Below are 13,666 nucleotides of genomic sequence, written 5' to 3' on the forward strand. Positions count from 1 at the left end.
CATGGACTTCGGAAGCATCTTCGGCAACACCGCCTCCTACCTCTTCAGCCCGACCACCATGGCCTACGCCCTCGCGGCGACCGGCCTCGCGGTGCACTTCGGCTACACGGGGCTGCTCAACTTCGGTATGGCGGCCTTCATGGCGATCGGCGGTTACGGCTACGCGATCTCGATCCTCACCTTCGGGTTCCCCTGGTGGGCGGGTGTCCTGGTCGGCATGATCGGCGGCGCCCTGTTCGCGCTCCTCCTCGGCATCCCGACGCTGCGGCTGCGCGCGGACTACCTCGCCATCGCGACGATCGCGGCTGCCGAGGTCATCCGGCTCCTGTTCGTCACGGAACTGTTCAAGAAGTGGACGAACTCCGCCGGCGGGCTCTCGGGCTATCACCAGAGCTTCCGCGACGCGAACCCCTTCCCGCCGGGAACCTACGGCTTCGGGCCGTGGACCTACAACGCGAACGACCTGTGGGTCCGCGTGGTGGGGCTCATCGCTCTCGCGGTCGCCGTCCTGGTGGTCTGGGCACTCATGCGCAGCCCGTGGGGACGCGTGCTCAAGGGCATCCGTGAAGACGAAGACGCAGTGCGCTCGCTCGGCAAGAACGTCTTCGCCTACAAGATGCAGGCGCTCGTGGTCGGCGGTGTGATCGGAGCCCTCGGAGGCATCGTGTTCGTCCTGCCCTCGGCCGTGATCCCCGGGAGCTACTCCACCTCGCTGACGTTCTTCCTGTGGACGATCCTGTTGCTCGGCGGTGCGGCGACCGTGCTGGGCCCGACACTGGGCGCCGTGTTGTTCTGGGTGGTGTTCGCCTTCCTCGGAGCGCTGCTCCCCGCGATGGCGAACGCCGGCTACCTGCCGATGTCGGGGGCACAGGCCGACGTCGTGCGGTACATCGTGATCGGCGTCGTCCTGATGCTGATCGTCGTTTTCCGCCCGCAGGGCATCCTCGGAAACAAGAGGGAGATGACCTTTGTCAAGTAACGACGACGCGGTGGTCACGCCCGCGAAGAGCACACCTCGCGCCAAGACCGGCGGCCTCGCGGCCGGTCCGGCAGCCCCCGGCGTGAAGAAGGTCGATCCGATCCTCATCGTCGATGCCGTGGAACGCCGCTTCGGCGGTCTGACAGCGGTCGACGTCGATCACCTGGAGATCCCCCGCGGCGCCATCACGGCGCTGATCGGTCCGAACGGCGCCGGCAAGACGACGCTGTTCAACCTCCTCTGCGGCTTCGACAAGCCCAACAGCGGCACCTGGTCGTTCGACGGGACGAACCTGTCGGGCATCCCCTCGTTCAAGGTCGCCAGGATGGGGCAGGTGCGCACATTCCAGCTCACCAAGTCGCTGTCGCTGCTCACGGTGCTGGAGAACATGAAGCTCGGCGCCAAGGACCAGCGCGGCGAGGGATTCTGGGCCGGGCTGTTCCCCTTCCTGTGGCGCAAGCAGGATCAGGAGATCGAGGCGCGTGCGCACGAACTCCTCACCCGCTTCAAGCTCGACGCCAAGGAGCAGGACTTCGCCGCGTCGCTCTCGGGCGGTCAGCGCAAGCTGCTCGAGATGGCGCGCGCGCTCATGAGCGACCCGACGCTCGTCATGTTGGACGAGCCGATGGCTGGCGTCAACCCCGCGCTGACCCAGTCGCTGCTCGAGCACATCCTCGACCTCAAGGACCTGGGGATGACGGTGCTGTTCGTGGAGCACGACATGCACATGGTCCGCCACATCGCCGACTGGGTGGTCGTGATGGCCGAGGGGCGCGTGGTGGCCGAAGGACCGCCCGACCAGGTCATGGAGGATCCGGCTGTCGTGGATGCCTACCTCGGGGCCCACCAGGACGTCGACCTCGGAGCCGTCACCGGCCGTCTCCCGGTGATCTCCGACGAGGACGCCGTTCGGATCCGTGAGCAGATCGAGACCGAGGTCGAAGCCGAGGTCGAGGCCGAAGACGCCGAGGAGGAGAAGGCATGACCGACGCACCCGTCGAGCGGAACGAGATCAAGAACGACGATGTCATCGTCGAACTGACCGACGTGCACGCCGGCTACCTCCCCGGAGTGAACATCCTCAACGGCGCGAACCTCGTCGCCCGCAAGGGTGAGCTGATCGGCATCATCGGTCCGAACGGCGCGGGCAAGTCCACCCTGCTCAAGGCGATCTTCGGCATGGTGGAGATCCGCTCCGGCGACGTCACCGTCAAGGGCGAGAGCATCGTGGGCCTCAAGGCCGACAAGCTCGTCCGCCGCGGCGTGGCCTTCGTGCCACAGACGAACAACGTGTTCCCGTCGCTCACCATCCAGGAGAACCTCGAGATGGGGCTCTACCAGAACCCGAAGATCTTCGCGGAGCGGCTGGAGTTCGTGAGCAGCATCTTCGGCGAACTCGGCAAGCGCCTCAAGCAGCGCGCAGGTTCCCTGTCGGGCGGCGAGCGGCAGATGGTCGCGATGTCGCGGGCCCTCATGATGGACCCCTCGGTGCTGCTGCTCGACGAACCGTCCGCCGGCCTCTCCCCCGTACGCCAGGACGATGCATTCATCCGCGTCTCCGACATCAACAAGGCGGGTGTGACGACGATCATGGTCGAGCAGAACGCGCGGCGCTGCCTGCAGATCTGCGACCGCGGCTACGTCCTCGACCAGGGCAAGGACGCCTACGAGGGCACCGGCCGCGAGCTGCTGAACGACCCCAAGGTCATCGGCCTCTACCTGGGGACGCTCGGGACAGACGCCGCCTGAGGCCTTCGCACGGGAAGGGGGATGCCACGCGGCATCCCCCTTCCCGCGTGTCTGGGGCTTGCGCTCGGGCCGCGGCTTCGACCCGAGGTCCGACGCGGGGCACCTGTCGGGAGTTCGTGCACCCGTCGGGCGCTCGGCCGGCGTTTCGTCCGACATCCGCGCGAACTCCCGACATGTGGACAGGGCAGAGGCCGGCGGGCGGGGCGGTCGGGCACGACGGAGGCCCCGGATGCGAGCATCCGGGGCCTCGTCTACGCGATTACTTGATGCGCGTGGTGACGTTCTCTGCGTCGAACTCGTAGACGCCGATCGCGGCGCCCTTCGGGTCGTTGTTCTCGTCGAACGTGATCTCACCGGAGAGGCCGTCGTAGTCGGCCGTTCCGCCGCCGTTGATGATGTCGGCGCACTCGGCGAACGTGGTGCACTTCTCGCCGTCGCCGTCGCCACCCGACACGGTGCGCATCTGCTCGGCGAGGTCGGCGCCTTCGACCGAACCGGCGGCGAGTGCCGACAGGCCCATCAGGATCACGGCGTCGTACGCCTCGGCCGAGTAGGTGACGGCATCGATCGGGTCGTTGCCGTCGGCGGTCCAGACCTCGTTCAGCTGGTCGAGGAAGTCCTGCGGCAGCTCGGCGCCGGCGCGGGTGCCCTTCGAGCCCTCGAGGCTGACCGGGATGTCGGTGCCCCAGTCCTTCAGGTTGCCGTCGACCAGGTACAGCGCACCGGTGTCGATGCCCGCGTTGCCGAGCAGCGGAGCGATGGTCGCGAACTGGTCGTACGAGACGACCGCGACCGCGTCGGGCTTGGCTGCGGCGATCTCCGCCACCTGAGCGTTGAACTGGCCGTCGCCCTGGTTGTAGGACGACTCGGCGACGACCTCGCCGCCCGTGCCCTCGAACGTGGCCTTGATGGCCTCGAACAGGCCCGTGCCGTAGGGGTCGTTCTGGTAGATGATGCCGAGTGTCTTGTGGCCGTCTTCGGCGATCTGGTTGCCCAGCACCTCGCCCTGGAGGTTGTCGCTCGGCGCCGTGCGGAAGTACAGCGGGTTGATCCCCGTGAAGTCCGGCGACGTGTTCGACGGGGAGACGGTGAGGATGCCTGCACCGGCGTTGCCGTCGAGGATGAGCTTGGTGACGCTCGAGGATGCGGCGCCGACCATGGCGGTGATGCCGGCGTTCTGCAGGTTCGTGATGGAGGTCTCGTACGCCTTGTTGTCGAGGTCGCCCTCGTCGGCGGTGGTGAGGTCGATGGTCACACCGGCGTCTGCCTCGTTGATCTCGTTGACAGCCAGCTGGACACCGGCTTCCATCGGAGCACCGAGGAAGGCGAGCGAACCGGTCGCGGGGAGCAGCGAGCCGAGCTTGAGCGTCAGGTCGACGGCCGGCTTCTCACCACCCTCGCTGGGCTCGGCGTTCGGCGTGCTGCTGCAGCCCGCGATGACGATGGCGGATGCGCTGATCAAGGCGATCCCTGCGAAGACCCTCGCGCTGCGCGAGCCCTTCAGTGCGTTCATGATGCTCCCTTGCGTAACTGAACGTGGATTGTGACCACGGTCGGGTGCTCTAACACTAGGCCGTGAGGCCCACGCGCAGGAGGTGCAAGTATCTCGGTGCGTTAACGATCCGGCACTGGGTTCCCCGGCGCGCGAACCGGGGGCTCACACGGGTTCGGGGCGCGGCATCATGCGGGCTCGGCGACCCGCGAGCAGCAGATCGGCGACGAAGACACCGATCGCGATCCAGACGATGACGAACCCGGCCCAGCGCTCGACGGGCATCGGCTCGTGCAGGATGACCACGCCGATCAGGAACTGCAGTACCGGGGTGATGAACTGGATCATCCCGATCACCGTGAGGTCGATGCGCCGGGCGCCCGCGGCGAACAGCAGCAGCGGGACGGCGGTGGCGATCCCGGCGAATGCCAGGAGCAGGGCGTGCACCCCGCCGTTCGCGCCCATCGTGATACCCGGGGGCGTCTGCGCCACGACGATCAGCTGCACCACCGCGATGGGGATCAGCCAGAACGACTCCAGCGTCAGGCCGCTGACCGCGTCGACCGCCGGGCCGATCTTCTTCTTGATGAGTCCGTAGATCCCGAACGACGCGGTGAGCGAGAGCGCGATCCACGGGAATTCGCCGTAGGCGACCACGATCACGACGACCGCGATCGCGGCGATCGCGATAGCCGCCCATTGCAGCCTGCGGATGCGCTCCTTGAGCACGAACACGCCGAGGAGCACGGTGGTGATCGGGTTGATGAAGTAGCCGAGACTCGTCTCGATCACGTTGCCGCTGAGCGTCCCGATCAGGAACACCTGCCAGTTGAGGTAGATCAGCAGGCCCGCCAGGGCGGTCCAGCCCAACAGCTTCGGCTGCCGCAGGATGACGCCGAATGCCGCCCATCCTCGCGTGACCGTGAGCAGGAGGACGCAGAAGACGAACGACAGCAGGACCCGCCACGCGACGACTTCCCACGGCCCGGTCGGGATGAGGAGCACGAAGTAGAGCGGGAGCACTCCCCACAGGAGGTAGGCGGCTCCGGCGTACGCGACTCCCGCAGTCTGAGTGGCGCGGGTCGTCTCGGGGGTCACCGCACAACCCTATGCCCGCCTGCGTGGTGCCGAGCGCGCCGAAGCACGGCCGCGGCGCAGTTTGGCAGGAAACGGATGCCGTATGACCGAACGCAGAAAGGGGCCCGGATGCCGGAGCATCCGGGCCCCTTTCGAGGACCATGTTCCTGCGCCTCTGAGAGGCACGGAACCGGGTTCAGCTGATCAGCGGACGACGACCGCGAGGACGTCGCGAGCGGACAGGACGAGGAACTCGTCTGCACCGAACTTGACCTCGGTTCCGCCGTACTTGCTGTAGAGCACGCGGTCGCCGACGGCGACGTCGATCGGAACACGGTTGCCGTTGTCGTCGATGCGGCCGGGGCCGACCGCCACGACCTCGCCCTCCTGGGGCTTCTCCTTGGCGGTGTCGGGGATGACCAGGCCACTCGCGGTGGTCTGCTCGGCCTCGACCTGCTTGATGACGATGCGGTCCTCGAGCGGCTTGATGGAAACCGACACGGTCTACCTCTTCTTTCTTGACGCTGACACGAAAGACTTGTTCGCACTCTCAACCCGAGAGTGCTAATGCCAGTGTAGGCGGTCGGCTGGCACTCATGCAATGCGAGTGCCAACACGCTCGTCACCGCTCACCGGCTCGGACGGGAATTAGGCTGAGGGCGTGGAGATGTCCGAGCTGCGCGCCCTGCTGACCCCCGCCGGTCTCGAACTGCTCGATGCGGTGGGACCGATCGAGTCCACGGCCGACGTGGCCCGTGCGGTCTCTCGGCTCCGCGCCGCCGGCCACTCCCCCGAGCTCGTCTCGGCGGTGGTCGGGCAAGCTCGGCTGCGAGCCAGGGCGACGGCCAAATTCGGACCGTTCGCTGCGCGCATGCTGTTCACCCGTGCCGGACTCGAGCAGGCGACCCGGCTCGGCGTCGCCGCGCGGCATGCCCAGCGGATCCGCGGTGCGGGCCTCACGGCCGTCTCCGACCTCGGCTGCGGGATCGGCGGGGATGCCCTCGCCTTCACCGGTGCTGGTCTGGATGTGCTCGCGGTCGACGCCGACGAGGTCACGGCCGCCATCGCCGCCTACAACCTCGCACCGTTCGGCGAGAGCGCGGTCGTGCGGCACAGCACAGCGGAGGACGCCTTCGAGGCGACGCCCGTCACCGGCTCCGGCGCGGTCTGGCTGGATCCGGCACGGCGGACCGCGGGACACGGCGAGACCCGACGAGTGTCCGCCGACGATTACTCCCCCTCCCTGGACTGGGCGTTCGACGTCGCCTCACGTGTGCCCACCGGCATCAAGCTCGGTCCGGCCCACGACCGCGAGGCACTGCCCTTCGACGCCGAAGCACAGTGGGTGAGCGCCGACGGCAGCGTCGTCGAGCTCGTCGTGTGGAGTGGCGCCCTCGCACGAGAAGGCGTCCGTCGGGCGGCTCTCGTGATCCGTGACGACCGATCGCACGAACTCACCGCCCCCGCGGACGCCCCCGACGAACCCGTGCGCGAGCTCGGTGCGTTCCTGCACGAGCCCGATGGTGCCGTGATCCGCGCACGCCTCATCGGCGAGGTGGCCAGGAGCCTCGATGCCGGGATGCTCGACGAGCACATCGCGTACCTGACCTCGGACGCGGCACTGACGAGTCCGTTCGTGCAGTCGTTCCGGGTGCGCGAGACCCTGCCGGCGAACCCGAAGGCGATCAGCGCCGCACTCACGGCGCACGGCATCGGGCGTCTCGAGATCAAGAAGCGCGGCGTCGACGTCGACCCTGCCGCGTTCCGCAAGAAGCTCACGCTGCGCGGCGACCAGGAGGCGACGCTGATCCTCGCTCGCGTCGGCGATCAGCGCCGCGCCATCCTCGCCGACCGGATCCCCGCCGCCTGAGCCCTCCTCTGCTCCCTCCCCTGCTCCCTCCTGCTCCGTCGAGCGCACGGCTTGTCGTCGAGAGCACGGGATGTCGACGCCACGAGGCCGTGCGTTCGGCAGCAAACCGTGCACTCGGCGGGGCGAGGGTGGGGAGGGGGCGAGGGTGGGGTGGGGGTCAACCGCGCGGGTCGTGGCCGGGGGGCTCGACCTCGATGGGGTCGCCAAGCGGCGACTGGATGATGAGCGAATCGCCGGGGGTGGCCTCGACCGCGGAGGAGGCATCTGCGGTGACGGTGAGGTAGGGGGTCTGCTGCGTGGTGAAACGCAGGTCCAGCACCGACGCGGCGACGACGCCCCCGGTGGGATCGACATCGACCACATGCACGCCGAGGCCCGATGACAGCGCCCGCTCGAACGGCTCGCAGGCCGTAGCACCGCCGGCGTCGACGATCAGGCACCGCTCCGTCGCACCCTGCTCGGTCACGCGGTCGCCGAGCCAGACGGGGGCGCCGCGGAAGTACCCCATGATCGAGAGGCCCAGCTCGTATCCCTCCTCGACGAGAGCCGCCGCGCGATCACGTTCCGTCCCCTCGAACAGATCGAGCACCCCCGACTGCACACCCCACCGTTGCATCCCGACCATCGGCTCGCCCGCATCGGTGAGGAACATCGTCGCCTGCACGAAGTCCGAACCCCCGGGGTCCTCGCCGTCATCCGCGGGCAGCGGCAACGAAGCCATCAGCCCGCGCTCGCGCTCCTCCGGTGGACGGCAGTCCGCCTGCGACTGGTCACCCACATCGAGGATCAGGCAGACCGACTCGCCGTCGCCCCTGGTCGCGTACCAGGCCAGTGCGTCGGCGGTCTGGGCGATGGCGCGGACGGAGCCGGCATCGTACTCCTCGGCGACGAGCTCGACACGGCGTTGTTGCTGTGCGTCGGTCAGCGGGACGCTCGCCAGCCGCGGAGAGAACAGCGCCCATCCGGCGCCCACGCCGATCGCGAGCACCACCGCAGCCGCCGCGACCACGACCATCGCGGACCGCCGCCGCACACCGCCGGAAGTGTCGGTGGGAACGGCCTGGTGGGCCTCGCCTTCCGCCGTCACGGCGGGTGCGTCGGTCCCGAGCGAGTCCGTCCCGAGCGAATCCGTCCCGAGGAAGTCGGTGGCCCCTGGCGAGCCGGCGATCCCGAGCGAGTCCGTCGCGGACGGGTCCGCCGGGGGTCGGACACCACCCGAGGACTCCGCGCCTGCCGGCGGCTCGGCCGCCCTGTGCACGAGATTGCGGTGCGCCTCCTCGAGGTCGCGGAGGCGATCAGCCTCGTCCGGGGTGAGGGCGCCGCCGCGCCCATAAGCCTTCTGCTGCAGCGCCCTGAGCTCTTGGGCGTCAGTTCCCACCGGCACCGGAGACGCCTCCCTCGCGGGTGATGACGAGGTAGCCGGGTCCCCGGTTCGATGCCAGTTCGAGGTGAGTCTGACCGCCGGTCTCGGTGTCGACGACGCTGAGCACCAGACTCGACGACTGCTCCTGCATCGTCTGCGGATCCGCGCACGTCATCGGGGACTCCGCGGTCGAGCCGTCGTAGATCAGGCACGGGTTCTGGGACTCGGTCTGCACGGCGGTCCAGACCGGCACGTCGCGGTCGTATCCGACCACCCAGAGAGAGCTGGCGTCGAAGCCGTCGTCGGCGAGACGCTTCGCGGTGTCCGCCTCGCGGTCGTTCGCGTAGGTGATGCCGCTCTGCCCCGGGTCGTAGTCGTACGAGCTCACGGCGACCGCCGGCTCACCCGACGCCGTGAAGAGCATCTGCACCCCGACCTGTCGCTGGAGGTCGTCCGACGCCTGCACCGTGATGGACCCGTACACCCCGGTCTCGGCGACCGTCTCGGTGCGCTCGCAGTTGGGCACGGTCACGTCGCCCGTGCCCAGGATGACGCAGGTGCGCTCTCGCGCGTCCTTCGTCGCGGCCCAGATGACCGCGCCCTCTTCGACCGCGAGGGCACGGACCGACCCCGCGTCGTACACGCCGCCAGCGACCAGCTCGTCCTGCCAGGCCTGCTGCTCGGCGGTCAGTTCGACGGAAGCGGGATCGGGAGCCCGAAACGCGAGCCAGCCAACGCCCACGCCGATCGCGAGCATGGCCGCGGTCGCGAGGGCGACCGGCCGCCAGTGACCCCGGAGCAGGGAGAGCACCGAGCGCCAGGCCGTCCTCCCCCGCGAGGCCTCCTCCGCGTCGAGGTTCGCACCATCGGCGATGTCGAGCGGGTCCCGCTCACGGGCCGTCCGCTGCTCCTGCGCGACGCCCTGCTCCTGCGCGGGATCGATCTCGAGGGTCGGGTCGACATGATCCGCGCGAGAGGCAGTGCCGTCCGCATCCGAGGGGGCAGCGAGCGCGGCGGAGGGCGGCTCCGGAAGGTGGGCGACGCGCTCGACCCGACGCTCCTCGAGCTCCCGCAACCTCGCGGCATCGTCCGGAGTGAGCGCAGCATCGCGGCCGTACGCACGTTCCTGCAGGGAGCGCAGCTCCGCGGACTCCTCCGACCCCAGCATCCGTCAGCCCAGTCTCTCGAACTGCATGCCGGCCCAGACCAGCCACCCCAGGCTGTAGACCGTCGCGCAGAGGCCGAGGACGAGGGCCCAGCGCGCGATCGCCCTGCTCTCGACGGGACGACGCAGCGACATGATCGCAGCGATGACCGCGACGACGGCCACGGGGATCCCCCAACCGACGAAGAACGACGCACCGAGAGCGACGATCGCGGCCAGCAGGGCCCAGGGGGCCAGTCGCGTGTCATCCGCGGGGATCGCCCCGGTGGAGGGCTCCCACTCGGACTCGTCAGGGGCATCGATGTCGGGTCCCGTCACCACGACCGGCTCGATGCCGACCGGTCCGGTTGGGAGCTTCGTGTACCCGTCCCGTCGCGCACCCGGCAGCCGTGCTGGTCTGGCGGGATGCTGGACGACCTCGTCGCTGGCACTCTCGATGCGCGCAGCCGGAGCCGCGGAAAGCCGCGCGTCGGGCGCGTCGGAGCCGTCACTCATGTGAGCACCGCCTCCGCGATCTGGATCTCGGTGACCGGGAGCGTCGAGTCCGCCCCGAACGCGAGAGTCGACGGGCGGCGCCCGGACGAGATCAGCTCAGCGGCCAGCGCCGCGATCATCGCGCCGTTGTCGGTGCACAGCGAGAGTGGCGGGATGCGCACGGTGACGCCGGCCTCCTCCGCGCGTCGAAGAGCCACCTCGCGCAGGCGCCGATTCGCGATCACGCCTCCGCCGAGCAGCAGTCGCGGGACACCGAGGTCGGTGCAGGCGGCGAGCGCCTTCGTCACGAGCACGTCGACGACCGCCTCCCGGAAGCTCGCGGCCACGTCGGCCACCGGCACGTCGACGCCGTCGGCCTCGCAGCGCTCGACCCAGCGCGCCACGGCGGTCTTCAACCCCGAGAAGGAGAAGTCGTACCGATGCTTCGCCATGTCGGATGCGCGGGAGAGTCCGCGAGGGAACCGGATCGCGTCAGGGTCGCCGTCGAGCGCAGCGCGGTCGATCTCAGGGCCGCCGGGGTAGGGCAGCGAGAGCAGTCGGGCGACCTTGTCGAACGCCTCGCCCGCGGCATCGTCCATCGTCTCGCCGAGCAGTTCGACGTCGGTGGTGAGGTCGCGGACGTGCAGCAGCGAGGTGTGACCGCCCGAGACGAGCAGGGCGATGGTCGGGTACTCCAGCGGTGCGGAGTCGGGCGTGAGGATGTCGGCCGCGATGTGTCCGACCAGGTGATTGACCGCGTACAGCGGCTTGTCGAGGGAGACCGCCAGGCCCTTCGCGGCCCCGACTCCGACCATCAGCGCACCGGCGAGACCGGGACCGCTCGTGACGGCGACCGCGTCGAGTTCGGCGAGGCTCACACCCGCTTCGGCGAGCGCGGCATCGATCGCCGGCTGCAACGCCTCGAGGTGCGCCCGTGCAGCGACCTCCGGCACGACTCCGCCGTACCTGGCGTGCTCGTCCATGCTCGAGGCGATGGTGTTCGAGAGCAGGGTGCGACCCCGGACGATGCCGATGCCGGTCTCGTCGCAGCTCGTCTCGATGCCGAGGACCAGCGGCTCGCTCATGCCTTCGCCTCCTCGGCCGTATGTCCGGACGCCGGGTGGCGACGCAGTTCCAGACGCATCACGATCGCATCCACGTCGTCCGGCTGATAGTAGCGGGGTCGACGTCCGATCTCCTCGAAACCCTCGGCTCGGTACAGGCCCTCGGCGACGGGGTTGTCGGCCCTGACCTCGAGGAACACCTCGCGCGCCCCGCGCTCGGCCGCGACGGCGAGGAGGCGATGCAGGAGCGCGCGACCGCGCCCCTGACCGCGGTGCTCCGCGAGCAGGGCGATGGTCTGGATGTCGGCGTCCGCGCTGCCCTGCAGGGCCCGCACCCCGCCGTAGCCGATGATGGCGCCGTCGTGCTCATCGACCAGGTACCGGCCGTGCGGGCTGGCGAGCTCGGCCGCCATGGTCTCGCTGCTCCAGGCGTCGGTGGGGAAAGAGCGGTCTTCGATGGCCATGATCGCAGCGAGGTCGGCGGGTGTCGCGTCGCGGAGCGTCATGACCCGACCTTCTTCGGAGCGCCGGGAAGCGTGACGTCGGGGTGTCGCAGGTACAGGGGTTCGTCGTCCGCGAGCGCGCGTCCGGCCGCCAGTGCTCGTGCTCCCACCCTGGCCAGGTCGGATGCGGAGAGCGTGGCGACGTCGATGCGACGGATGCCGTCGAGGTGCGCATCCGCATCGACCGCCTTGACCAGGACCGTATCGGCGATCACCTGCGGGATGCCGTCGGCGTCGACGCCGTCGAACACGGTGATCGCGACCTCGCGTCGCCGCGCGTCGGTGACGATCGCGAACGGCTGCGTCTCGGTCTCGAGCGCTGTGCGCGCGGCCGCGAGATGACTGGGGACCGGAATCACGGGGATGCCGCGTCCGAGGGCGAAGGCGCGCGCCGCGGCGATGCCGATCCGCAGACCGGTGAACGGTCCCGGCCCCATGCCGGCGACGACGTGCGTCACCTCGCCGGCGCCCGCCTCGTCGAGCACGTTCACGAGCAGGTCGCCGATGACCTCGGCATGCCCGAGGGGGTCGGCGGCGCTCACATCGGCTCGTCGCGCCCCGTCCGCATCGATGAGGGCGACAGCCGTGCCCAGAGAGGTGTCGACGGCAAGGATCACATGTCCAGGGTAGCCGTGGTTCCGCTGGGAGAGCGGCCGCGCCTGCGGGGGACGCGCCTCAGCCCAGCGGGGCGCGCAGCGGGTGGTCCTGATCTTCGAGGATCACCTGCGAGGCGGCTCCGGTCGTGCGATTGACGATCACGGGCGCCAGGAGGTTCACGCTCACACCCTCGGCAGAAGGGTGCGCGACCACCAGGACCAGCGCATCGTCGGCCGAGCCGAGTCCGAGCCCTTCCGCCTGCTCGTCGGTGAGGATCGGCGCGTAGTCGGTCAACACCGATCGGGGGTCGACGAGGTACAGACGAAGCTCCGCATCCTGCACGGCCCGCATCGCGAACAGGCCGTCGGCGCCCTCGACCGGTGCGAGCACGAACTCGACGTGAGGGGCGAGCCCCGGCGGCGGCGAGACGAAGGTGAGCGCCGCGGTCATCGGAGGAAGTCCATGAGCGAGGGCTGGAGCACGCGGGCGTTGACGGCGAGGGCGGAGCGGTACACGAGCTCCTGGGCCTGCAGGCGCACGAGCACTTCGATCGAGTCGACGTCCTCGACCGCGGCACGGCGGGACTCGAGGGACACGGAATTCTGCACAGCCGCCTCCTTGGCGCGTTCGATCTGAGCCTGTCGGGTGCCGACCGAGCCCTGGACTCCGAGCATCGCCGTGCGGCGGGAGTCGATCTCCGCGAGTCGCGGTCCGACATTCGTCCCCGAGCGCAGGTCGGCGACGATCTTGTCGACGAGCGCGAACACCGAATCCTCCCCCGTGCCGAAGACCGTGGCCCCGTCCGTGTCGACGCGCACGGCCGCACCGTCGGACACCCGCCGGGTGACCTCCGCTCCCGGCACCCCGCTGTGAGCGTAGTCCGCGGTGAAAGCGGCGGTGTCGGAGGTGCCGGCGAACACGGAACGTCCGAGGAGACGGGTGTTCGCCTGTGCGAGGAGTTCCTTGCGCAGGCCCTCGAGCTCGACGGCCAGGGCTTCTTTGGCCACGGCGTCGAGTGCCCCGTCGTTCGCGCCCTGCGCCGTGAGGTCGCGGACCCGCCCGAGCAGGGACGTGCTCGCGGTGATCGCACCGTCGGCCGCGGTGACCCAGGCGAGCCCGTCGTCGATGTTGCGCGCGTACTGCTCGGTTCGTCGCTGCTCGGCGTGCAGTGCGAGAGCGGCCGCGGCAGCCGCGGGATCGTCCGACGGGGCGGCGAAGGCCCGCTGCGAGGTCGCCTGCTCGTGCAGGCGCGCCAACTCGAAGAGGTTGGACTGCAGTTGGCGCATCGCCGTCTGCGTCATGGCTGACGATGTCACTCGAGAGATCACGGTGC

15 protein-coding genes are annotated in these 13,666 nt (G+C 69.5%); 4 read left to right on the plus strand and 11 right to left on the minus strand.

The genetic code is table 11. From position 1 onward, the window contains the following. Position 1 precedes the first annotated feature (1 nt). From AB0E56_RS15685 to AB0E56_RS15695, 3 genes are all read left to right on the plus strand, one after another. Positions 2 to 979, plus strand: a complete 978-nt coding sequence (locus tag AB0E56_RS15685) for a branched-chain amino acid ABC transporter permease (protein ID WP_359800511.1) — start codon at positions 2 to 4, stop codon at positions 977 to 979. Between the two features lie 82 nt (positions 980 to 1,061). Further along, positions 1,062 to 1,964 carry an ABC transporter ATP-binding protein gene (locus AB0E56_RS15690; protein ID WP_359801255.1) on the plus strand — a complete coding sequence of 301 codons (903 nt, stop codon included), beginning with the start codon at positions 1,062 to 1,064 and terminating at the stop codon, positions 1,962 to 1,964. Next, the gene (locus AB0E56_RS15695) at positions 1,961 to 2,728 is read left to right on the plus strand and encodes an ABC transporter ATP-binding protein (RefSeq protein WP_183152121.1); all 768 of its coding nucleotides are present in this window, start codon (positions 1,961 to 1,963) and stop codon (positions 2,726 to 2,728) included. Before AB0E56_RS15690 ends, AB0E56_RS15695 begins: the two co-directional genes overlap by 4 nt. A 259-nt stretch (positions 2,729 to 2,987) precedes the next feature. On the opposite strand, the gene AB0E56_RS15700 is transcribed toward AB0E56_RS15695, so the two are convergent. The 3 genes from AB0E56_RS15700 to groES all read right to left on the minus strand — a co-directional run bounded on the left by AB0E56_RS15700 (position 2,988) and on the right by groES (position 5,798). After that, positions 2,988 to 4,241 carry an ABC transporter substrate-binding protein gene (locus AB0E56_RS15700; RefSeq protein ID WP_359800513.1) on the minus strand — a complete coding sequence of 418 codons (1,254 nt, stop codon included), beginning with the start codon at positions 4,239 to 4,241 and terminating at the stop codon, positions 2,988 to 2,990. Positions 4,242 to 4,385: 144 nt separating this feature from the next. Further along, positions 4,386 to 5,318 carry an EamA family transporter RarD gene (rarD, locus tag AB0E56_RS15705; protein ID WP_359800515.1) on the minus strand — a complete coding sequence of 311 codons (933 nt, stop codon included), beginning with the start codon at positions 5,316 to 5,318 and terminating at the stop codon, positions 4,386 to 4,388. Between the two features lie 183 nt (positions 5,319 to 5,501). Next, positions 5,502 to 5,798 (minus strand): co-chaperone GroES, encoded by a 297-nt coding sequence (groES, locus tag AB0E56_RS15710; protein WP_047524164.1) that lies wholly within the window; start codon positions 5,796 to 5,798, stop codon positions 5,502 to 5,504. Positions 5,799 to 5,958: 160 nt separating this feature from the next. Between groES and AB0E56_RS15715 the strand changes: the two genes are divergently transcribed. Beyond that, the gene (locus tag AB0E56_RS15715) at positions 5,959 to 7,167 is read left to right on the plus strand and encodes an SAM-dependent methyltransferase (RefSeq protein WP_359800518.1); all 1,209 of its coding nucleotides are present in this window, start codon (positions 5,959 to 5,961) and stop codon (positions 7,165 to 7,167) included. 157 nt (positions 7,168 to 7,324) lie between these two features. On the opposite strand, the gene AB0E56_RS15720 is transcribed toward AB0E56_RS15715, so the two are convergent. From AB0E56_RS15720 to AB0E56_RS15755, 8 genes are read right to left on the minus strand one after another with little or no spacing between them, the layout of a single operon-like run. Continuing rightward, the gene (locus AB0E56_RS15720) at positions 7,325 to 8,551 is read right to left on the minus strand and encodes a hypothetical protein (protein ID WP_359800520.1); all 1,227 of its coding nucleotides are present in this window, start codon (positions 8,549 to 8,551) and stop codon (positions 7,325 to 7,327) included. Beyond that, entirely contained in the window at positions 8,535 to 9,698 is a 1,164-nt protein-coding gene (locus tag AB0E56_RS15725; protein ID WP_359800521.1) for a hypothetical protein, read from the minus strand. Before AB0E56_RS15725 ends, AB0E56_RS15720 begins: the two co-directional genes overlap by 17 nt. 3 nt (positions 9,699 to 9,701) lie before the next feature. After that, the gene (locus AB0E56_RS15730) at positions 9,702 to 10,190 is read right to left on the minus strand and encodes a hypothetical protein (RefSeq protein WP_359800522.1); all 489 of its coding nucleotides are present in this window, start codon (positions 10,188 to 10,190) and stop codon (positions 9,702 to 9,704) included. After that, positions 10,187 to 11,254 carry a tRNA (adenosine(37)-N6)-threonylcarbamoyltransferase complex transferase subunit TsaD gene (gene tsaD, locus AB0E56_RS15735; protein ID WP_359800524.1) on the minus strand — a complete coding sequence of 356 codons (1,068 nt, stop codon included), beginning with the start codon at positions 11,252 to 11,254 and terminating at the stop codon, positions 10,187 to 10,189. Before tsaD ends, AB0E56_RS15730 begins: the two co-directional genes overlap by 4 nt. Beyond that, positions 11,251 to 11,739: a ribosomal protein S18-alanine N-acetyltransferase gene (rimI, locus tag AB0E56_RS15740; protein WP_359800526.1), complete on the minus strand. Its 489-nt coding sequence runs from the start codon at positions 11,737 to 11,739 to the stop codon at positions 11,251 to 11,253. Before rimI ends, tsaD begins: the two co-directional genes overlap by 4 nt. After that, entirely contained in the window at positions 11,736 to 12,353 is a 618-nt protein-coding gene (gene tsaB, locus AB0E56_RS15745; protein ID WP_359800528.1) for a tRNA (adenosine(37)-N6)-threonylcarbamoyltransferase complex dimerization subunit type 1 TsaB, read from the minus strand. The genes rimI and tsaB overlap by 4 nt, the downstream gene beginning before the upstream one ends. A 58-nt stretch (positions 12,354 to 12,411) precedes the next feature. Beyond that, positions 12,412 to 12,783, minus strand: coding sequence for a flagellar assembly protein FliW (locus tag AB0E56_RS15750; protein ID WP_359800530.1), 372 nt, complete (start codon positions 12,781 to 12,783; stop codon positions 12,412 to 12,414). Beyond that, entirely contained in the window at positions 12,780 to 13,661 is an 882-nt protein-coding gene (locus AB0E56_RS15755) for a flagellar hook-associated protein 3 (protein ID WP_359800531.1), read from the minus strand. The genes AB0E56_RS15750 and AB0E56_RS15755 overlap by 4 nt, the downstream gene beginning before the upstream one ends. Positions 13,662 to 13,666: the final 5 nt, after the last annotated feature.

Origin of the sequence: Microbacterium sp. NPDC028030 (assembly GCF_040637855.1) — a bacterium.
Classification (GTDB): domain Bacteria; phylum Actinomycetota; class Actinomycetes; order Actinomycetales; family Microbacteriaceae; genus Microbacterium.

Excerpts from the sequence above, each read along its gene's own strand:
- AB0E56_RS15685 (WP_359800511.1), top strand. The coding sequence starts at position 2 with ATGGACTTCGGAAGCATCTTCGGCAACACCGCCTCCTACCTCTTCAGC.
- AB0E56_RS15695 (WP_183152121.1), top strand. The coding sequence starts at position 1,961 with ATGACCGACGCACCCGTCGAGCGGAACGAGATCAAGAACGACGATGTC.
- AB0E56_RS15700 (WP_359800513.1), bottom strand. The coding sequence starts at position 4,241 with ATGAACGCACTGAAGGGCTCGCGCAGCGCGAGGGTCTTCGCAGGGATC.
- AB0E56_RS15725 (WP_359800521.1), bottom strand. The coding sequence starts at position 9,698 with ATGCTGGGGTCGGAGGAGTCCGCGGAGCTGCGCTCCCTGCAGGAACGT.
- AB0E56_RS15730 (WP_359800522.1), bottom strand. The coding sequence starts at position 10,190 with ATGAGTGACGGCTCCGACGCGCCCGACGCGCGGCTTTCCGCGGCTCCG.
- tsaD (WP_359800524.1), bottom strand. The coding sequence starts at position 11,254 with ATGAGCGAGCCGCTGGTCCTCGGCATCGAGACGAGCTGCGACGAGACC.
- rimI (WP_359800526.1), bottom strand. The coding sequence starts at position 11,739 with ATGACGCTCCGCGACGCGACACCCGCCGACCTCGCTGCGATCATGGCC.
- AB0E56_RS15750 (WP_359800530.1), bottom strand. The coding sequence starts at position 12,783 with ATGACCGCGGCGCTCACCTTCGTCTCGCCGCCGCCGGGGCTCGCCCCT.